Source organism: Robinsoniella sp. RHS, from assembly GCF_001029355.1.
GTDB classification, from domain to species: Bacteria; Bacillota; Clostridia; order Lachnospirales; family Lachnospiraceae; genus Robinsoniella; species Robinsoniella peoriensis.
Map to the genome: position 1 here is coordinate 44,735 of NZ_JNGB01000031.1, position 21,019 is coordinate 65,753.

Below are 21,019 nucleotides of genomic sequence, written 5' to 3' on the forward strand. Positions count from 1 at the left end.
GCTACATTCCATAATATCTCCGCTATAGGGTACTTTTTATATAAGCCTTGTTCACTTCCCAAAGTTCATCTACAATATTTCTTGCAGCATCTGTGCTGTTTATAACCGGATCGGCTAAGAGTGCCTGATAAGCCATCTCTTTATCACCGTACATTGCAGCACGGACAGCCATTTGCTGTGCCCCTACCTGAAGAGACAGCAACGAGCAGATGTTCTGAGGCAGTTTGCCGATATGTACCTTATGCACTCCATCTTTATCCACTATAATTGGAATCTCTACAGCCACATCTTCCGGCAGATTTGTAATTGCTCCGCCATTATATACTACTGCTGATGGAATATAGGTTCTCCTGCCGGTATGAAGGGCGGTAATTACTTCCATTGCTTTCTCTCCCGATTTTACCAGCCACTTTTCTGCCCCGGCTTCTCCTCCTATTACTTCACGGACATCCTTTTTCATCCGGATGCGATCCTGCTCATCCTGATCAAAATCATAGCCTTCCATACCTGCCTCATACCCATACGGGAGATATTCGCCCAGATGATCATCCGAACAGGTGGGCCAAATTCCCACTGCACGAAACATTTTTCGGGTAAACGGCTGAAATCTGCTGTCATAGCTTTTCTCTTTTTCCCTTAATTCTTCATACAGATCTTCTCCGCTCTCCCTGTCACGAATGCTAAGAAGCCATTGGAAATGATTCATTCCGGCTGCAGATACTTCAACACTTTCTTTTTTCCTGCCCAGTACTTTACTCACATCTTCCTGCGCCATGAAGATTCCATGGCAAAGACCAATACACTTAATCTTGGTATACTGATTAACCGCCAGTACAATTCGGCTTTCCGGATTGGAAAAATTCAAAAACCATGCATCGGGGCATAACTCCTCCATATCTTTACAGATTTCCATGATAAGGGGAATTGTACGCATTCCAAAAAACAGAGCACCGGGACCTCCATTTTCACCAAGACAATGCTTGATGCCATATTTTAAAGGAACCTGAAAATCTTTTCGCCAAAGCTCGCACCTTTCAATAGCCAGACTGTTTACCACATAGTCTGCCCCCTGCAGCACATCCCTTCTGTTTACCGTCTTTTCAATCTTAAGCTCCATACCTGATGCCTCATTCATTTTCAATGCCAGCTGATACATTCTTTCCAGGTTCTGTTCGTCAATATCCACAAGCGAAAGGGTGCTTTGCGCCAATTCTCTGGTGGTAAAGAGATCCTTGAATGTGGGAATCCCAAACGACATACTGCCTGCTCCAATAAATACAATTTTTGCCTTACTCATAATGATCCTCCTTATTCATATGCTTTTGTTATCATTGCTTTATAATTTTCCCAGGGAATGTAATTGGGAATACTGTTTCCGGACCCCAGTGCATATCCTCCCCTGTTAAAAGTACGTTCCAGCATTTCTTCTGAACGCCTTCCTATTTCATGAGGTGAAGCAACGGATAAAAAATGAACGTCAATTCCCCCCAGAACCGCGATATCCGGATATAAATCTTCGTACGCCTTTTCTACGGGAATAATATTATCTTCATAGGAGTGCCTACCATCATATCCCATATGCTGGATAATATCCTCTATCACTCCTTGATATTGCCCACAGGAATGCAAAATAGCATATCTGCCTCCGGCATGTGCCATACGTACAATTTCTTGATGCCATGGAAAGAGATATTTTCGATAAACTTCTATAGGCAGCAGCGTCTGTGTGTTAAATCCCCAGTCATCCCCGACCACCACCCCTTTAATATGGGGATTCTCCAGCATTTGGCGGTAATCTTCCACCGTACGCTTACCTACCTGTTCAAAAATATCAGCAGCCAAAGTTTCATCATCATAGAGCATGTAACAGAGATTCTCATAACCTACCAGCTTTATGACACTTTCCAGGGGTCCATCACTGGACCAGGCTAAAAATTCCATTCCCTTTGGCAGATATTCTGCCAGTTTGTCTACATATGTATAGTCATAATCACCCGCTGACGGCCAATTGTACTGGTCAAAAGATTTTCTGTCTGTAATAACCGCACCATCATTTAAAGAAAAAGACTTTTTCTCCAGCTTATTATTTGCGATAAATGCAAATTCCGTGGGCATTATTAACGAATAATCGTAGCCCAGGCTATTATAAGTTTCAATCAGCGCAACATCTTTTTCCAGCTTGTTTTTCCCTGCTAAATGTCTTCCTGAAACTTTTTCAATAATTTCATCGCATACAAACAATTCAAACAGCGTAGGTCTTTGGGGTTTCTTCTTTTCTAAAACCAATTCCAGATTGCGAAAGTCAGGCTCTCTCTTTGGAGGTCTTATCATGACTTCTCACCTCCTTTTTCCATTGACTGATATAAGATTTTAATTCATCCGGGGCTGGACTTTTTCCATTGACTACATAAAAACCGCTGGTAGCATTCGCTGTTGCCAATGCCTGCTCAATATCCATATTCATCATGATTCCATATACCAGACCTGCGTTAAAGTTATCTCCGCCCCCTGTGGAAATCAGAGGTTTGTCAACATATTTATTCGCAATATAATACGGTTCCCCACCTGAAAAAGCATATGCTCCATCCAGTAAGTGCACTACCAGATATTGAATCCCGCAGTAGTTTCTGATCACTTCTCCCATCTTTTCAAAATCTGCTTCCTGTAACTCCTCCGGCATTGTGTTGCAGATGGTTTCCATTTCATTTCTATTCAAACTCATGATTACATCAAAGTAAGATGAAAATTCCCGAACCAATTCCAACATTTCGCCGATATCTTCTTTACTTCTTCTGGAGCAGTCCGAGATATCAATAAAAACCGACTTTTTTTTCTTTTCAGCCACTTTCGGAAGTATATTTTTCAATATCCCTTTCCAGATTAACGTTCCTCCCGCCATCTCGCTCCAGTTCATAAAAGCCAAAACATCTGCTTCTTCTAAATACATTGAGAATTTTTTCTCACCTATACGGCTTATTAGAACCTCATAATCCAATTCGTTGATATCTGAATTTTCAGCCAGCATAACTTTACCGTCCTGAAATTCTAATGCCGTACAGTGTCCCGGGTTTGTAATACTCACTATTTCTACATTGCTGTTTCCATTAGAAAATACCTCCTGCACTTTAGGATATCCGAAAGCGCCTACACATTTGCTGCTTATGCCAAAAGCCGCCAGGGCTTCGGCAAAAATTATGGTGTTTCCTCCAACCTTTTCTGTAATTTTCTGCAATTCAATCGAACAGCTTTTACTCGCCTTGGTCTTTAAATAGCTTCCAAACTCCGAGATGGTTTCAAAATACTTCTTTTGATCATTGATTCCGGAGCGTACAGGTTTTACAAGTAAATCTACATATCCGTCAAAGCCGGCAAAGACTTTCCACTGAAAATGTCCGTTCGTTTGATTTTCCAGACAGGATTCTACACTGTTTAATACTTTTTCCATTTAAGGATTCCTCCTTTCTTTTTCATTAATTAACTAACTTTGTTAATTAATTCCATTTATAGAAAGTTATACTCCTTTTGGAATACAACTTTTTATTATAATACTTCAACCTGTTTTGGTATGTGTTACCCAATACCAAAATAGATTAATCAGACTCCAATGTTAATAAGTCAATTATTTTTTTCTTTGTGACCATGGATGCAATTCCAATCAGTCCGCTGTCAGATGAAGTTTGAAGGCGGATAGAATTCCCGATTACAGACATCTGATCTACGTGCCTCTTCACTTCAGTTAATAATTCTTCTCCCAGAACTTCTATTACAATACCCCCCAAGACGATATTTCCACAGTCCAAAAGCATGGTTGTATTGTTTATGCATAGCGCAATGGGAAGTGCCACATATTCTATAAGTTTCTTTTTTGTATCGGAATCCAGCCCGCTGCCATTACTAAAATCCACTCCGAACTTTTCTTCCAGTACCCTATAGCTGATTTGGGATTCCAGCCAGCCGGCATTTTTCTTTCTTTCAATATTATCACCAAGGAAACAGATATAGCCAATCTCTCCGCACATATGATGTTTTCCTCTGCGAAGCTGTCCATTTAGAACAATGCCCGCGCCCAGTCCGGTTCCAATAGAAATAAATATCAAGTCTTCCTTTTCACTGTATCCAGCCCTTTGAAACTCTCCCAGTACCTGAGCATTTGCGTCATTTTCTATCATTACAATCGCATCGTATCTATCTTCTAATTTCTTTATTTCATCTCTGATCACAAGGGGTTCATTTACCTGAATCAGCGGCGCCGTTATAATCGTGCATTTATTTTCATCATATGCTACCGGAAGGGCAATTCCTATTCCAAATAGCTGGGATTCCGAAATTCCGGCTTCTTCTAAAAGCTGCATGACAAGTCTATTCAGAATTTCCGGCATGATAAAGGAGAAGTCCGGAGTTATTTCCATACTTTTTTTATATATGATACGCTCTGCTAAATCTACCACGCCCATACTTAAAAAATCACCTTCCAGGAAAAATGCTGCAACATACATTAATCCGGTATTCAACTTCAGCATACGTGGCCTTCTTCCGACAGAAACTTCACTCTGGCTGAAATCTCCCTGTCCCACTTCTATGACAAGCTTTTTTTCTATTAAGAAATTAACAATTTTAATTACTGTAGGGGAGCTGATTCCCGTCAGCTTTGCTAACTCCGCTTTCGAAGTGGTTTCTTTTTCTTTAATAATCTGATATACAATCTGCCGATTCATATCTTTTAAATGAGACGGTACATAATTTTTCATTTCACATCACCTTCATTAACTAACTTTCTTAATTAATTGTATATTATGACTAATATTTTGTCAATACCAAATTTAAATTATAATATTTTCACAAAAACTGTTGACTTTTAATCAAAGAAATCATATAATCCAATTAATTAAGAAAGTTAGTTAATTATTATTAAGGAGGTATTTATTCATGAGAAAAATCATTTCCAGCATCGAGGTTCTGTCTCCCACTGAGATCCAGATGATCCATGACTCTTCAATTCAAATTTTAGAGACCATTGGAATCCATGTTCCCTGTAAAGAAGTACTGGACCTCTGTTCTGAATTGGGCGGGAACGTGGATTATGAAAAAGAGATATTGCGTATTCCAGAAAATGCGATGGTGACAGTATTGGACACGATCAAAAAACGCAACCAACAGTCTTTTGAAACGGAATCATTAAAAAATGATATCCAGGCACATATTTCCACACAGGTATTTTATACAGATTACAATACGAAAACCAGCCGTTATGGAATCAGAAAAGATAATTTAAAGGGGTTTGCCCTGCTTGAGCACCTGGAAAACTTTCCATACTCCAGTCCTGTAGTTGTTCCTTCCGATGTTCCCGATCAGATATCGGATCTGATTAATTATCAGGATATCTATAAATATTCCAGCAAACCAGGCGGAACTTATGTTTTGACTCCTTTGTCTGCCAAATACATACTGGAGTTGAATAAGCTTATGGGTAAAGAAAGCAATTATCTTCTGGAAACGATTACTCCGCTTTCCTTCAAAAAAGACACCCTGGAAATGGCTCTTTTATTTGCCAAAAATGGCGGATCACTTTCCCTGGGTCCAATGGGCATGAGCGCTGCCACTTCCCCTGCATCGATCGCAGGAACTTTGACTCTGGAAAATGCTGAGATAATTGCAAGTATGTTTATTGCTTTCGCGTTAAACGGGCAGATATCTAACTATAGCGCTCCTGTACATTCGATGGACCTCAAAACCACACTTTGCTCTTTCGGCAGTCCAAACCAGGCATTGTTCGGCATTGCGGTTGGACAGATGTCGCGATTCTATGGGGTCACCGGCATGTCTAATGCAGGCCTTACCGATGCTCTCATGCCTGATTTTCAGGCTGGTATTGAAAAGGGCCTTACTGCAGCATTTAATTTTCTTTCCGGAACCCGTTCCATGGGCGCACAGGGCATTGTGGGAGCCGACCAGGGTATCAGTCTCGAACAGCTGGCATTGGATAACGAATGGATTAATTACTACAATTATATCACGAAAGGATTTGAGGTATCGGAAGATAGCATCGGTCTGGATGTAATCCGTGAAGTAGGTATCCGCGGTAATTTCCTGTCCGAAGAACATACTTTAGACTGGATGCACGAAAGTTACCTCCAGCCTGGGATCTTTTTAAGGGATAACTGGACGAACTGGACTGGCGGATCTCAGAAAGAACTGTTGGAACGCGCCCATGATCTGGTTGAAACAGCTACAGATGGATATCTGAACCGGGAGCCTGTAATATCAGAATCTCTCTGTGAAGAAATAGACCGTATTATCGCTGATGCCAGGGAGGAAATTCTATGAATATAGAAATTTTTGACTCCTACGCGGATATGTGCCGCAGAACTGCGAAGGATATACTGGCAGATCTAAAAGATAATCCCCGGCAATTACTTTGCATCGCTGCCGGTCATACTTCCCTTGGATTATTCCGGGAATTGGTTCAGGCATATAAAGAAGGCAGGGCTGACTTTTCAAAAGCATCCTTTGTAGCAATGGATGAATGGCTGTATATGTCGCCGGACACCAAAGACAGCTGCGGCTGCTTTCTTAAGGAGCATTTTTTAAATCATGTAAATTACCATCCACAAAATGTACGCTTATGGGATGCATCAAAAAAGGATATGGCTACAGAATGCAACGAAATCGAAACTTTTATCAAAGAGCATTCCTGCGATGGCTGCATTGACTTTTTGATCCTGGGTGCCGGTATGAATGGACATCTGGCGCTCAATGAACCGGGATCAGATTTATACGGAAGGGCACATATCTCATCTCTGGATCCCATTACCCAGAAAGTTGGACAGAAATATTTTAAAGGTGATGCAGTTTTGCAAGGAGGTGCCACTTTGGGCATACAAAATTTCCGGGAAGCGAAACGCTGTATCCTTATGATTAACGATTCTCACAAAGCCGGCATCCTGTATCAGATAATGCAGGCAAACCAAAGTGATCCCGCTATTCCCGCTACCGCCATTCTGGAATTTGATAATGCTTCCCTGTACTGCGACCGGACTGCTACTTCTTAATGGACAGCGCATTAATTATATGATCATGAACGAAAAACAGGGAAGCCAGACTGATTTCTCAGCGTCTTCCCTGTTTTCATTATTTTAGGAGTTATCTTTGTCTGGCATGTGCTTCTTCAGCCATACGATTTGTCTGGCATGTGCTTCTTCAGCCATACGATTACAACTGTGTCTCTCCGTTTGATGATACTTCGGTTTGTGTTTCTTCGTTTTGTGTCTCTTCATTTTGGTTTTCTACATTCGGAACCTCTTCCCGGATTACATCTTCCTGTACTTCTTCTGCTTCTGTAGAAACCTCAGAAGCGTCTTCTGTTACTGGTGCTGACATCCGGTTTACATTTTCTTCTTCTACCACAAGGGTAATTTCACCGAATACACTCTGATCTGCATTTGATACCGCTGATATGACTACGGTTCCTGCACCGATTCCTGTTACGACACCGTCCTGGGATACAACTGCTACATTTTCATTATCTGATGTCCAGGTAACGGATTTGTCTACTGCATCTGTTGGATTTACAGATGCATTCAGAGACAGAGTGGCATTTACGTAAAGCTTCGTAGAGCCGCCGGATGTAACTTCAACTGCACTTGGTTTTAACTCAACAATTGTCAGATCAATGGATGCCTCTTTACCGGAACCATCATTTGCCGCTGCCGTGATTCTGACACTTCCTGCTGTCAAAGGTGTAACCTTTCCTGTACTGTCAACTGTTGCAACACTTACATCACTTGAGGACCATGTAAATGTCTTTCCTGTTGTAAGCGCTGGTGTTACTTCTGCGGTTAACTGTACTGCGTATGGGCTTCCACCCTTTCCTGCCGTCTTGGTTCCTAATGCAATTGCATTTGCATCAACGCCTTGTGGTGTCTTTATTTCTACATTCTGAATCTCTTCTCTGCCGGTAACAGTTATAATAACTCGCTGATAGTAATTTAAATTATGTGCACCATTGTCAGTTACCTGTATTACCATATGGATGGTATCGCCGTTCTGAGCATCTTCCGGAATCACAAAGCTTGCCGTATCGGTATTTTTACCTGTAACAGACATATTGCCGTCTGCAGTACCATCATAAGTATCCGCTTCATAATACTGCCACCATTTGTAAGTCAGTTTGTCACCATCAGGATCAGAACCTTCTGCGTGGAGTTTGAGACGTTCTCCAGGTGCTGCACTCAGATCAATTCCTTCTTTTACGCTTACGGAAGGCATATGGTTAGCATCAGCATAATCAGATGCTATACACCAGTCTGCACGTGCTGCGAAATCGCTCTGAATATCATTGAACCATCTGGTTAAGGTATATGCGGTGTCTTGGCTGTTGGTATAGATGTTGTAATCTTTTACTGTGTTTTTGTATGTTCCGTCTTCCATGACTCCAAATCTTCCGCCCCAGCCTCCATAGGTTGGATCTTCTAAGCTTCGAAGTCCTGTGTCAAGCAGGTAGAAGAAGGATGGTGAATCACCTTCTGATATGAAATCATAGCGGTTATACTGAGGATTCTTTAATAAATAATCTTCTGATCCTCTCTGTTCGTTTGCATCTTCACCTTCTAAGATCGTGCCATCGCCCATTAGTTTATAATTTGCAAGCAATGCTCCATGTCCGGTCTTAATGTTATTGTAATACCAGTCACCCTGGAGTTTTGCTGTCAGCGGTTCTGCTACACGTTTCCACATATAAGCAAACTGCCAGAAGTTTCCGCCGTCATTGATGACTCTGATTCCAGGCCATTGTTTTGCAATGTAATCTGAATAAGTAGCATCCTGATTCAGAATGATATAAATTACGGCTTTGTCATATATTTTCTGCTGGATTTCATCCCACTGGTCGGTTCCTTTATACTCTTCTTCGATTGATTTTAAAGCTCTTGCCGTGGTATTTGTTCCGCCCCAGGTTTGGATATACAGGGTACGATCGTCATCATCCAGAAGAATATCTTTCATAAATTCTGAACCTTCTGTAATTTCTTCCATTTCTCCCACGTTCTTGATATTACCAATCTTCAGAATACTCTTTAAATATTCCGGAGCCGGGAAATCCGGTGAATGTACTTTCAGATTCTCATATACTTCTTCGTAATCATCTAATACTTCGCCTGCCCATGCTGTTCCGGTCCATCTCTTTGGTGCAATTCCCTTGTCAGGATCACCTGCGTAGTGGTATGTGGAGCTGCTCAAAATCAAGCCTGCTATATCCATTTCGTTGGAGTAAAGCATCAGACGCATAAAGGAATCCATGTCATCCACTTCTCCATCTGTTGTTACAATCGTTCTTACTTTACTGCTGTTTGCATCATCTTTTGCTCTGGTCACTTTTATTTCAAATGTTCCCATTACAGTTTTATCAATCTGAGAAACAGCTGTTATGTTTGCTGTACCAAATGATACACCGGTTACCTGTCCTTTATCTGTAACAGTTGCTACTGCTTCATTATCAGACTTCCAGGTTACATTTTTATTGGTTAATGTTTCCGGCAATACTACTGCATTCAATGTTACCTTATTTCCAACTTCAACTTCTGAAGCGCCTTCTACAGTAACGCTTTCTACTGCTTGTGCACCCTCTACAGTGATCAGTATTTCCTGATAGTGGGACAGGGAATGTGTTCCATTGTCCGATGCCTGTACTAAGATGATCAGTGTATCGCCTTCTTTTGCGTCTTCCGGTACGGTGATGGTTGCCATATCTGAGTTGGCTCCCTTGATGTAAATGCCTTTATTCGCTTCCGGTTCCACATAAGTATCTGCTTCAAAATACTGTGACCATTTTACGGATACATAATCGCCATCCGGGTCACTTGCTTCTGCGTGGAGTTTCAGAGTTTCCCCTGGTTTTGCGGTGAAGTCCAGTCCTTCTTTGATGGAAAGGGTCGGTGCGTGGTTTGCATCTTCATAGTTCGGTGTGATACACCAGTCTGCACGGGTTGCAAATTCATGCTGCAGGTCTGCCATCCAGCGCCAGTCAGAATTTACCTTCTTATCCTGTAACGGATCATAATCCTGTACTGTCTTGTACCAGTTGAGCTGCTGTCCCTTGGAGTTCTTCATACTGGTATCCAGGTAATAACGTCCGCCGTAGCTTCCGAATGCCGGGTCTTCCAAGGATCTTAAGCCTGTATCCATCAGATAGAAGAAGCTTGGTGAATCCCCTTCAGAAAGGAAATCATACCGCTGGTATTTCATTCTTCCCCACCAGTTTGTGCTGTCCAGCATGTCTTCATTGGTACCGAACTGGCTGCCGTCTTCTTCGCCGTCTAAGTATGTGCCGTCGCCCCAGGTTACATAATTGTCTAACAATGCGCCGTGTCCGTAATCGAGATTTTCTCTCATCCATGCTCCGGACAATGTTCTCTTGCCTTCACTGTCTACGCTGCCTGCTGTTTTTGACCAGGAATATCCGTATGTGGTTCCGCCTCCTACATTCAGGAATGGGATCTCCGGCCATTCTTCTCCTATATATTCATCATAGGTCTGATCCTGTTTACCAAATGCACAGATCATTGACTTATCTACAATCTTTTCACGGATTGCTGCCCATTCATCTGTACCTTTATACTTTTCTTCAATACTCATAAGCGCTCTGGTGATGGTGTTTGTTCCGCCCCATGCCATGAGGTACAGCTTTCTTGGGTCGTTATCCAAAAGGGCTTTTTCTACTAATTTTGAACCTTCTGTTTCATTTTTCACTTCGCCTTTATATCCGATATTTCCGATTTTGATAATGCTGCGGATATATGCCGGTGTGGGGTAATTCGGGTCATGGGTACGCAGATTTTCATATACTGCTTCATAGTCGTCTGCATATTCATTCATCCAGTCTGTTCCCGGCCAGCGGTACTTGGTCTGGGAAGCTGCATCTGCCACATCCGGATCACCAATCCAGTGGAACTTTGAACTTGTCTGGATGATTCCCTGGAAATCAATTTCATTTGCGTAAAGCAGAGCATGCACTAAGGAGTTCTGGTCATCTACTTCCGCATCCTGTGTGATAATGGCTCTTGGATTCTGGTTTGCAGGGTCATTAGCCGCCCTTGTCACCGTGATTTCAAATGTTCCTGTGATTGTATTATCTACTTTTGAAACTGCGGTAATCGTAGCGGTTCCAACGGATACGCCGGTTACCTGTCCTTTGTCTGTAACGGTTGCTACTGCTTCATTATCAGACTTCCAGGTTACATTTTTATTGGTTAATGTTTCCGGTAATACTACTGCATTCAATGTTGTTTTACTTCCAGCCTGAATTTCGGAATCTCCGTTTACTGTAACGCTTTCTACCTGCTGTGCGCCTGCTACAGTCAGGATTACACGCTGGTAGTGGTTCATATTATGAGCGCCGTCGTCAGTAACCTGAACTACCATATGGATTGTATCGCCGTCTTTTGCATCTGCGGGTACCACAAAGCTTGCAACATTTGAATCTCCACCGATAATTTTGAACTTGCCGTCTTCTGTTCCTTTATAAGTATCTGCTTCATAATACTGCCACCACTTATAAGTTAACAGATCACCATCCGGGTCTGCACCGTCAGCATGTAATTTTACTCTTTCTCCCGGCTGCGCCGTCAGATCAAGCCCTTCTTCAACGGTTACGGTTGGCCTGTGATTTGCATCGCTGAATTCATCTGCTACACACCAGTCGGCACGTGCCGCAAAATCACCCTGGATATCATTGAACCAGCGGGTAAGTGTGTATGTTTTGTCTTCTTTCTGGGTGTAAATATTGTAATCTGATACCGTATTCTTATAGGTGCCGTCCGCTTCTACACCGAATCTTCCGCCCCAGCCGCCATATGTCGGATCTTCCATACTTCTAAGTCCGGTATCCAGCAGATAGAAGAAGGATGGTGAATCTCCTTCGGAAATAAAATCGTAACGATTATACTGCGTATTTTTGATTAGATAATCTTCACTTCCGCGCTGCTCATTGGCATCTTCGCCTTCAAGAATAGTTCCGTCACCCATTAATTTGTAATTTTCAAGTAATGGACCATGTCCTGTTTTGATATTGTTATAATTCCAGTCGCCCTGGAGTTTTAGTGTCAGCGGTTCGGGAACACTCTTCCACATATAAGCGAATCTCCAGAAGTTACCGCCGTCGTTGATTACTTTAATACCGGGCCAGTTTTTTGCAATATAGTTGGAATATGTAGCATCCTGGTTCAAAATAATGTATATAACTGCTTTGTCATAAATCTTCTGCTGGATTGCTTCCCACTGGTCTGTACCTTTATACTCTTCTTCAATTGATTTCAGAGCTCTTGCAGTGGTATTAGTTCCGCCCCAGGTCTGAATATAAAGTGTTCTGTCATCGTCGTCTAACAGAATCTCTTTCATGAACTCTGAGCCTTCCGTGATTTCATCCATCTCGCCTACATTCTTAATGTTACCGATTTTTAAAATGCTTTCCAGATATGCCGGGGTTGGATAATCCGCTGAATGAACAGTTAAGTTTGAATATACTTCACTGTAATCTTCCAGAACTTCGCCCGCCCATGCAGTGCCTGTCCATCTCTTAGGGGCAATTCCCTTATCGGGATCTCCGGCATAGTGATAGGTAGAGCTTGTAAGAATCAATCCGGCAAGGTCCATCTCGTTGGAATACAGCATCAGACGCATGAAGGAATCCATATCATCTACTTCACCATCTGTCGTTACGATGGTACGTACTTTGTCTTTGTTTGTTACCTCAACTTTAATTTCTGCCTTTTTATTACTTCCGTCTGTCGTTTCAACGGTTATAACAGCAGAGCCCTGAGCTTTGGCTGTAATCACGCCTGTTTCTGAAACTTCAGCCGCATTGCTGTCAGATGAGGTGTAACGCAATGTCTGATTAGTAGCATTGGCTGGTGTTATATTTGCAGTTATTTGCTTTGCTTCACCGGGTGCCAGAACCAGATCATTTTCCACTACTGCCAAATCTGCAATTTTAACTTCCACGTCAGAGACGCTGACACGTACAGATGCCTGTTTATTGCTTCCATCCTGGGTTGTTACCGTTATTACTGCAGAGCCTTTCCCCTTAGCTGTAACCGTTCCGTCAGAAGATACGGATGCTACATCCGGTGCGGAACTGGTATAGCTTACATTTTTATTTGTGGTATTAGCCGGTGATACGACTGTCTGTAATTTTTGGCTGGCGCCGGTTTTAAGGGCTAATGAAGCAGGAGTAACTGCTACATTTGCAGCCATAACCGGATTAACTGTTACGGATACTGTGGAGGATTTTTTACTTCCATCCTGAGCCGTTGCTGTAATTGCTGCGGTACCTGTTGCTTTAGCCGTTAAAACTCCGGCACTGGATACGGATGCTACATTCTCATTTGAAGAGGTATAGGTAACGTTCCGATTAGTTGCTTTGGCTGGCTTTACGGAAACTTTTAACTGCTTCGCCATACCGATAGACAAGGATACCTGTGCCGGTTTTAACGTCACTTTTGTAACCGGAACTGCACTTGCCGTAATTTTAACCGTTGCGCTCTCTTTACTTCCGTCAGTCGCTTTAATCGTAATTTTTGCAGTTCCTTTGCCTTTTGCAGTTACAACGCCTTTGGATGTAACCGTAGCTACCTTTTTATTAGAAGTAGAGTATTTCAATTTCTTAACTGACGCATTTTCAGGAGCTATCGTAGTTTTAATTGTAAATTTTTTACCTACTTTTAAAGTTTTGCTGGAGACTTTAGGTGTGATTTTCGTAATATAAGTAGGTTTTTTTACAGTAAAATTGCACTTTGTTGACAGGGTTTTCTTTCCAACCTTCGCCGTTGCCTTAATTGTCGCGGTACCTGGTTTTACACCTTTTACCAATCCGTCTTTGGTAACAGTTGCCACTTTTTTGTCAGAGCTTGACCATTTAATTTCAGCTTTAGCACTTGCAGGCGCTTTTACTACCTTCAGCTGCTTTGTCTGTCCTTTATATACGGACGCTTTAGCCGAACTCATAGTAATCTTTTTCAGTTTAGAAGATGCTGCCTGGGCTTCCATGGGATTTGTATACACCACTGAAGAACACACCATTGCAGCTGCCAGTATACTGGCAATTGCTTTTTTAAACTTCATTCCTTTCCCTCTCTTTCTCTTACGTGCTTAAAATCTCTGTTTGTTCCCTTTCTATTCCTGATAATCAAATGCGCTTAATTTGTCTGCATTATCTTTTGTAATTGCAATACAGTCTACCAATTGCTTTTCATCCAGCCCTGTCGTTCCGTTTTTCAGATAAGCATCTGCCTGCTCTGCTGCCATTCTTGCAATTTTCGCTGCCTGCTGTAATGCTGTTGCGGTTGCTTTTCCCTCTTTGATCAGATCTCTTGCATTGTCAGAACCGTCTACACCGATTACCGGAACATTCAGACCTGCTGCATCTAATGCTGCCACTGCGCCTTCCAGCATAGTATCATTACCGCAGATAACACCGGCAATATCCGGATTAGACTGCAGGATGGTTTCCATTTTTTCAAATGCTTCTGTCTGTTCCCAGTTTGCTGACTGCTGTGCTACCATTTCCATATCCGGATACTGGTCAATTACTTCGTGGAATGCATTGGAGCGAACCGCTGCATTGGTATCAGATTCCTTACCTAATAGCTCTACGTACTTTCCTTCTTCGTTCATTGCCTCTACGAATACTTCCGCTACTGCTTTGGCACCCTGATAATTATTTGCAACGATCTGGGAAATTGCCACACCTTCTTCATTGATTTCACGGTCGATCAGGAATGTGGGGATATTTGCATCTTTTGCTTTTTTCACTGCTTCGATTGTTGCATCTGCACCTGCGTTATCACAGATAATAGCCGCTGCTTTATCTGCAATTGCAGATTCAAAATGCTCCATCTGTTTTGTTGCATCATCATCATGTGACAAAGTCTTCACTTCGTATCCAAGTTCTTTTGCCTTTGCTTCTGCAGCAGTAGCTTCCGTACCGAAGAATGGATTGGAATGGGAAGGTGTAATGATATAAACTATGTTGGAACCGCCACCTGTTAATGCTGTTGCATCGGCACTTTTTTCTGTCTGTGTTTCAGGTGCCTGGGTTTCCGCTGCTTTTGTTTCCGCCTGGGTTTCTGCCTTTGTCTCAGCCTCTGTTGCTTCTGTTGCAGCCTGGGTTTCTGCCTTTGTCTCAGCCTCTGTTGCTTCTGTTGCAGCCTGTGTTTCAGCCTTCTGAGTCTCTTTCGTACCACCTCCGCATCCGGTGACCATAGCCATTACCATTGCTGTACATAAAATTGCGCTTACCACTTTTTTCTTCATATCATCTTCTCCTTTTTATAAATATTTTTAATAATTTTATATAAATTATTTATATATATATTAACAAATCAGGGAATAGAAAAATATAACGATTCTGAACTAAATGTGTAGTATTCTGACTTTTTACTTATACTCCTTTTTCCACTCCTCAAACTGCTTTCTCTTTTCTGCTATCACTTCCTGCAGCCCATTTGCATTCAACTCACCCAGCATTTCCCGTAGCCCTTCTTCCGGATCCACCAGGCCGCTTTCTAAAATTGGTTTATACTTATTATAGATCTTTTCCAGGGTGATATATTCCGTTGAGACTTCCGATACATCAAAATTGAATCCGATTTCGCAGGATCGCAGGGCAGAATTATTATACTCATCCATCCTCTCCCACAAATCCAGTGGATTTCCTTCCCATACATATGTAATAAACTGATTTGGCATCTTCCAGGATCCTTTTATAAATACGTTGCTTGCGGCACCTGTAGGCAGCTTAATATGGCCGTCTTCCGTTTTAACATAGTGAATATTTTCAACCCCATAGGACAGCAGATTCATAATATCCGCATCGGTATACATCAGATTCAGAAGCTGCATGGATTTCTCTTTTGATATTGAATTTTTGGTAATCACCCATGGCAGGGCAGCCAGGGAATTATAACTGATAGCATTTTCACCAAACTGGACAATCACCAGTTCTTTTCCATAAGACATGGATTCCTGCCGTTCAATTCCCGGCTTCCCCTTCTGGGGATAAGAAAATACCGTCCCCTCCCGAATCTTGTCCCGCAGAGACTGGGTATCTTCCAGAATCCTGTCTCCCATATATCCTTTCAGATACCATTCCCTCACACGTTTTAAATTTTCCATATATTCATCCGTCTCAAATATATTTACAATCTCCTCATCCTGTCCATAGTTCAGATGGCCGCCTGCCGGGAAGCTGTTTATGCCGTCCGCCAGCGCAAAATTACCGAACATGGAACCGGAGGAAGCTATAGGGGTAATATCCGGCTCTTTTTCCAGAAGCAGATCAAATACTTTTTCCAAATCTTCAATACTTTTGATGTCTTCTTTTTTGATGTTATATTTATCCAGAATGTCTTTTCTGAGCATATAGGCATCCCAGCCAGCAGCAAAATCACGGTTATTCGGAAGGCCGTACAACTTTCCTTTTATCCGGCAGGCATTGATATTCTCCATCCCCAGCGCCTCTTTTATACCGGATCCATATTGATCCAGAAGATCATCCAATTCCCACAGATTCTGATTGATATAAGCTTCCATATACATCTGATTATCAATTGTCATAATGTCCAGCTGTTCCTTGCCGGAGAGCATCAGATTAATTGTATTTTTAAAATTATCAAGTACCTTCAGTTCCACTTCTATACCCAGCTTTTTACGCGTGATCTTATTCAGTTCATCCTGGACAAGCTGCAGATCCTTTGTCCCACCAATACTTCCGGAATACGCTACTACCAGTTTTTCATATTCCTCATGCTCTGCCTGTTGTTCTTTATTTACCGGGTGGCACCATCTTAAGAAGAGCATTAAACCGGACATTGCACATGCAATAACCAATAAAATAAATAACTTTTTCATATTTGTCTTCATTGACCCTCCTGTCTGCCTGGCAGACATCTGTTTTTAATAAACTTCTTAAATTTTTAATCACGCTTTATGACTCACTCTTTGGCAGGCGTATCTCAATCACTGCTCCTCCGGCATCTCCATTCCCAAATTGAATATGTGCTTCTTCTCCATATATAAGTGCCATTCTCTGACATACATTGTAGATTCCGATATGCTCCCCGTTTTGTTTTAATATAACTTCATTATTTTTCAGCTTTTCCAATATATCACTTTCGAATCCATCTCCGTTATCCGATACTGAAATGTAGAGATATTCTTTTTCCTCTTCCCCCATAATATATTTTACCTCCACGGTAATGAGAAGCTGCGACTCCGGGCTTAACTGGTGTTTGACCGAATTATCCACGAAGGTCTGAATCAGCATGTTGGGGATCATCTCTCCATCCACTTCCCCCTTTTTACTTAGCACCAGGCTCAGCTGGTCTTCATAACGCAGTTTTTGCAGGCATATGTAATTCTCTACATGTTCCAGCTCATGCAAAACGGATACTTTTGTATCGCTTCTCAATGTATACCGCATGTATTTGCTTAAGACAACCGTCGCTTCCCGGGCTGAATCTTTTCGGTCCAGCAGAAGCAGATTCTGAATCAGACTCATGCAATTTGTCAGAAAATGAGGGTCAATCTGTACCTGCAGATACTGGAGCTGGGCTTTTTGCTTGTGTATCTGTTCTTCATAGACATGAATTTTCAGGGATTCTATTTCTTCCGTCATGAGATCAAAGGTTTTATTTACAATCTGGAATTCTTCAAACTCCTTGTCATTTGCAAGCTTCACCTTCAGATTCCCGTTTTTAAGCTGCTGCATTGCCTGCACAAGCCGGTTCAGCGGTTTTAAAAAATACCGGTTTAGCAAAAACAGTACCAATGCAGAGAGAATCGCCACAGATACCAGGGTTACCGCCACATTGATTCCAGCCACCCGGAGTTCATCCAGGAATCCGCCTTTCTTCTTCAGTACCGCAATGGACAGTCCATGGTTTTCAATATCCACCTGGATATTCTGATAACGGTTTTTATTCAGGACCACCTCATCCTGTCCAGTCAGCTTGATCTGCCTCTCAGTGTAGTGAAGATCCAGTACCTTACCGTCTTCCCGGCACAGGAAGATAAAGTCTGAGTCCGCACCCAGACCTACTTTCAGTTCTTTTAATATATTTTCTATTTTAACCCAGCCCGCCACATAGATTTGCTGGTTCTCCAGTACTTTAATGAGGCAGGTATCATTTAGTATCTGTACGGTAAACCACGAACCCTGCCCCTCTCTTTCAAACTTGGCAAGGGTATCGTATATATTCTTATAAATATCTGTGTTTTGCTGAGACGTTACGCCATTTTGCACACCGCTTAAGTAAATGTCATTTTTCCTGTCATATAGAAATATTCCATCCAGCATTTTGTAATTGCCTATCTGCTTCATAAAATCAGATTTTATGGATAGTTCCGCCATATACCGGTCCAGTTCCCTCTTCGGATTCACCAGTTTCCTCTTTTCCTCTTCCATCAGGCTTTGGGTAAGCAAAAAAGTCTGGATATTGTCCAGATTACTCTCAATCTGGCGGTTATAAATGCCAATTGTAGCTTTCACCGAATCTGTCACGCGTCTTTCCATCAGATGCATGATGTAATAATTATAGCACATTACACATGCGCACAATATAATCAGGACAGCGCTCACTATTTCCACAATAAAATAGCGAAGTGAATGATTTTTCTTCATTTTCTACCTATGCCTTCCTGAATTCTTTTGGTGTCATACCGGTTGCGCGCTTAAATAATTTTGTAAAATACGCCGTATTGGGATATCCTACTTTTGCCGAAATATCAGAAATCCGGTCATCTGTTTTCTGAAGCAGTACCTTCGCCTTGTCGATCCTGACCTGAATGATAAAATCTGACAAGGACATTCCCATCTGTTCTTTAAATATCCGGCTTAAATAATCCGGATGCAGGAAAACCTTTGCCGCCAGGTCATTTCTGCTGATTTCCTCACCAGAGTTTTCTTCTATAAAAACTTTAATCTCTTTTATCATATCCGGTGTTTTTTCTTTTTTATAATCATACTGTACCAGGGAATCTGAAAGGTCAGAAACCCAGTTAACCATATCCGCGATACTCCTGGATGCCCGGTTGAAGGACTCCAGCATTTGCGGGCTGGACAGGACACTGTGGGCATAGATCCCTTTCCGCTCCAGGACGATGTATAATTCCTGTAAAAAATCATGCTGGAACTGCCCTAAAGACTTTGAATCCGCATGGTAAACCACACCTACTTCTTCCAGATATCTCTGTATTTCCTTCAGCACTTTACTCTGGTTTTTATCAAACAGGCCATTCACCCAGGGCTCCATGTCCGGTTTTTGGTATTTGAACACTTCTTTGTCCTGCTGGGCCATTATGACCCTGTTTTCTTTAAGGATATCTTCTTCTTCGGTTTCTATTAGCATGTCCACAGCCTCCTTCAGCTTTTCAAATGGCGTATCTCCCGTAACATAACAGCTGATATTGCAAAAACTCAGGTATTCCCCGCACCGGTCCAGCATCATCTTACACTTTTCCCTCATCCACAACCGGGTCTCTTTCTGCATAGGGTAGACCGCCAATATGCAGTTGTTTCGGAGCAGTACAAAATTCCCGTTTTGCATCTTCCCGAACAACACCTCAGATACGATGTTCCGGATCGAAAATTCGATGATCTCATCATCCCACACAGTCCCTCTGTTTTTCTTTCTGGACCAGTATAAAAGTATTGGATAATAAACCGTCCCCGGTTCTGCATCAATATCAATCTTCTTTGACATGCTCTGCAGATTCTTATATTCCTTTCCACCGGATAGATAGGACTTCCAAAAATCCTGCTGCATAATTGTCTTACCGGAATTCCAGTAGGAAGCATATTTTTCATTCTGTTCTATCTGCTTATGTAATTGAATTTTTTCCGATGCCAGCTGGATTGCCTGTTCCAATTCCTCCGGAACCACTGGCTTTAGGAGATAGTCGGATACACCATACTTAATCGCCTGGCTTGCATACTGGAATACGGCATGGCTTGTGAGAAAGATGATTTTAATATCCAGCTTCTGCTCCTGTATCCAGGCGGCTACTTCAAGCCCGCTTCCCTTTGGCATCTCAATATCACACAACAGGATGGATATCTGATGCCGTTCCATCGCCTCCACAGCCTGCTTCATACTATAAGCCGTATAGACCTCCTCTATTCCATAACTTTCCCACTGAATCATGTTCTTGATAACTTCAACTGCCAGTTTTTCATCATCTACAATTAAAATATTCATTACCGGAGTCCCCTCTTTCCTTTTCATTGTTCTTCTGTTCCCCCTGGCTGACACTGGAGGGATGCTCTTGAAAATCCATTGACTTTTGAATGCGGAACAAGACAGGAAAACACCGTTCCCTGTCCATAAGCTTCCACTATAAACTGTAAAGTCATCTGACTATACTTACAATACTACTATTATACTACATCTGTAAATTTTTTTATTTCCTTATTTTTCCATACAATTCATTATATTCTTCCAGACGTGTAACCCGGTCTGCGGTGGATGATATGTATTCCAGCCCTTTCTTCTCTGATTATTTGGATTCATTGCGAACCTGCAGCGCCATCTTCGCCTGCATATTTCTCTGGAACTGGTCTATGATAACCGCAGCCACAATTACGATACCTTTGATTACCTTCTGCCAGAATTCCGAAACTCCGCACATAACCATACCGTCATTAATAACGCCGATTACAAATGCACCTACGATTGTGCCGCCTATGGTGCCCACACCGCCAGCCATGGAAGTTCCGCCAAGTACTGCCGCCGAAATCGCGTTCATCTCCCAGCCTTCACCGGTTGCCGGATGTGCAGCAACCAACTGTCCTGCAGCGATCATACCAACCATTACGGAACAAAAGCCTGAAAACATATATACATAGGTCTTTACTCTCTTCACCTTGATACCGGACAGCCTGGCTGCCCTTTCATTTCCACCGATTGCCAGAACATGCCAGCCAAATGGTGTATACTTTAAGATAAGCGCAGCTCCCACTGCAATCAGCGCA

Annotated in this window: 12 protein-coding genes; 2 read left to right on the top strand and 10 right to left on the bottom strand. The window is 42.2% G+C overall.

The window, feature by feature from the left end; all coding sequences use genetic code 11:
• Positions 1 to 22 precede the first annotated feature (22 nt).
• The 4 genes from RHS_RS15255 to RHS_RS15270 form a co-directional block, all read right to left on the bottom strand.
• Positions 23 to 1,297 (bottom strand): hypothetical protein, encoded by a 1,275-nt coding sequence (locus RHS_RS15255; protein ID WP_201278742.1) that lies wholly within the window; start codon positions 1,295 to 1,297, stop codon positions 23 to 25.
• 11 nt (positions 1,298 to 1,308) lie between these two features.
• A complete protein-coding gene (locus RHS_RS15260; RefSeq protein WP_047833656.1) occupies positions 1,309 to 2,331 on the bottom strand; it encodes a uroporphyrinogen decarboxylase family protein in 1,023 nt (340 codons plus the stop codon).
• Positions 2,303 to 3,445, bottom strand: coding sequence for a PfkB family carbohydrate kinase (locus tag RHS_RS15265; RefSeq protein WP_047833657.1), 1,143 nt, complete (start codon positions 3,443 to 3,445; stop codon positions 2,303 to 2,305). The genes RHS_RS15260 and RHS_RS15265 overlap by 29 nt, the downstream gene beginning before the upstream one ends.
• Before the next feature lie 145 nt (positions 3,446 to 3,590).
• Positions 3,591 to 4,748 (bottom strand): ROK family transcriptional regulator, encoded by a 1,158-nt coding sequence (locus RHS_RS15270; protein ID WP_047833658.1) that lies wholly within the window; start codon positions 4,746 to 4,748, stop codon positions 3,591 to 3,593.
• A gap of 178 nt (positions 4,749 to 4,926) precedes the next feature.
• Here RHS_RS15270 and RHS_RS15275 point away from each other — a divergent pair, with 178 nt between their 5' ends.
• Positions 4,927 to 6,324: a trimethylamine methyltransferase family protein gene (locus RHS_RS15275; protein ID WP_027292774.1), complete on the top strand. Its 1,398-nt coding sequence runs from the start codon at positions 4,927 to 4,929 to the stop codon at positions 6,322 to 6,324.
• The gene (locus tag RHS_RS15280; RefSeq protein ID WP_047833659.1) at positions 6,321 to 7,049 is read left to right on the top strand and encodes a 6-phosphogluconolactonase; all 729 of its coding nucleotides are present in this window, start codon (positions 6,321 to 6,323) and stop codon (positions 7,047 to 7,049) included. The genes RHS_RS15275 and RHS_RS15280 overlap by 4 nt, the downstream gene beginning before the upstream one ends.
• Before the next feature lie 160 nt (positions 7,050 to 7,209).
• Here the strand turns inward: RHS_RS15280 and RHS_RS31110 are convergent, their stop codons facing one another.
• The 6 genes from RHS_RS31110 to RHS_RS15315 form a co-directional block, all read right to left on the bottom strand.
• Entirely contained in the window at positions 7,210 to 14,112 is a 6,903-nt protein-coding gene (locus RHS_RS31110; RefSeq protein WP_395022526.1) for a nucleoside hydrolase-like domain-containing protein, read from the bottom strand.
• Positions 14,113 to 14,163: 51 nt separating this feature from the next.
• Positions 14,164 to 15,303, bottom strand: coding sequence for a D-ribose ABC transporter substrate-binding protein (locus RHS_RS15295; RefSeq protein WP_047833660.1), 1,140 nt, complete (start codon positions 15,301 to 15,303; stop codon positions 14,164 to 14,166).
• Between the two features lie 123 nt (positions 15,304 to 15,426).
• Entirely contained in the window at positions 15,427 to 16,911 is a 1,485-nt protein-coding gene (locus RHS_RS15300; protein ID WP_047833661.1) for an ABC transporter substrate-binding protein, read from the bottom strand.
• A gap of 64 nt (positions 16,912 to 16,975) precedes the next feature.
• A complete protein-coding gene (locus RHS_RS31115) occupies positions 16,976 to 18,670 on the bottom strand; it encodes a sensor histidine kinase (RefSeq protein WP_395022528.1) in 1,695 nt (564 codons plus the stop codon).
• 7 nt (positions 18,671 to 18,677) lie between these two features.
• The gene (locus RHS_RS15310; RefSeq protein WP_047833662.1) at positions 18,678 to 20,273 is read right to left on the bottom strand and encodes a response regulator; all 1,596 of its coding nucleotides are present in this window, start codon (positions 20,271 to 20,273) and stop codon (positions 18,678 to 18,680) included.
• A 271-nt stretch (positions 20,274 to 20,544) separates the two neighbouring features.
• A partial coding sequence (locus RHS_RS15315; RefSeq protein WP_047833663.1) for a sugar ABC transporter permease occupies positions 20,545 to 21,019 on the bottom strand: 475 nt, incomplete at its 5' end.

Bases quoted from the DNA above. Each gene is read 5' to 3' on its own strand.
- RHS_RS15255 (WP_201278742.1), bottom strand. From the start codon at position 1,297: ATGAGTAAGGCAAAAATTGTATTTATTGGAGCAGGCAGTATGTCGTTT.
- RHS_RS15260 (WP_047833656.1), bottom strand. From the start codon at position 2,331: ATGATAAGACCTCCAAAGAGAGAGCCTGACTTTCGCAATCTGGAATTG.
- RHS_RS15265 (WP_047833657.1), bottom strand. From the start codon at position 3,445: ATGGAAAAAGTATTAAACAGTGTAGAATCCTGTCTGGAAAATCAAACG.
- RHS_RS15270 (WP_047833658.1), bottom strand. From the start codon at position 4,748: ATGAAAAATTATGTACCGTCTCATTTAAAAGATATGAATCGGCAGATT.
- RHS_RS15275 (WP_027292774.1), top strand. From the start codon at position 4,927: ATGAGAAAAATCATTTCCAGCATCGAGGTTCTGTCTCCCACTGAGATC.
- RHS_RS15280 (WP_047833659.1), top strand. From the start codon at position 6,321: ATGAATATAGAAATTTTTGACTCCTACGCGGATATGTGCCGCAGAACT.
- RHS_RS31110 (WP_395022526.1), bottom strand. From the start codon at position 14,112: ATGAAGTTTAAAAAAGCAATTGCCAGTATACTGGCAGCTGCAATGGTG.
- RHS_RS15295 (WP_047833660.1), bottom strand. From the start codon at position 15,303: ATGAAGAAAAAAGTGGTAAGCGCAATTTTATGTACAGCAATGGTAATG.
- RHS_RS15300 (WP_047833661.1), bottom strand. From the start codon at position 16,911: ATGAAGACAAATATGAAAAAGTTATTTATTTTATTGGTTATTGCATGT.
- RHS_RS31115 (WP_395022528.1), bottom strand. From the start codon at position 18,670: ATGAAGAAAAATCATTCACTTCGCTATTTTATTGTGGAAATAGTGAGC.
- RHS_RS15310 (WP_047833662.1), bottom strand. From the start codon at position 20,273: ATGAAAAGGAAAGAGGGGACTCCGGTAATGAATATTTTAATTGTAGAT.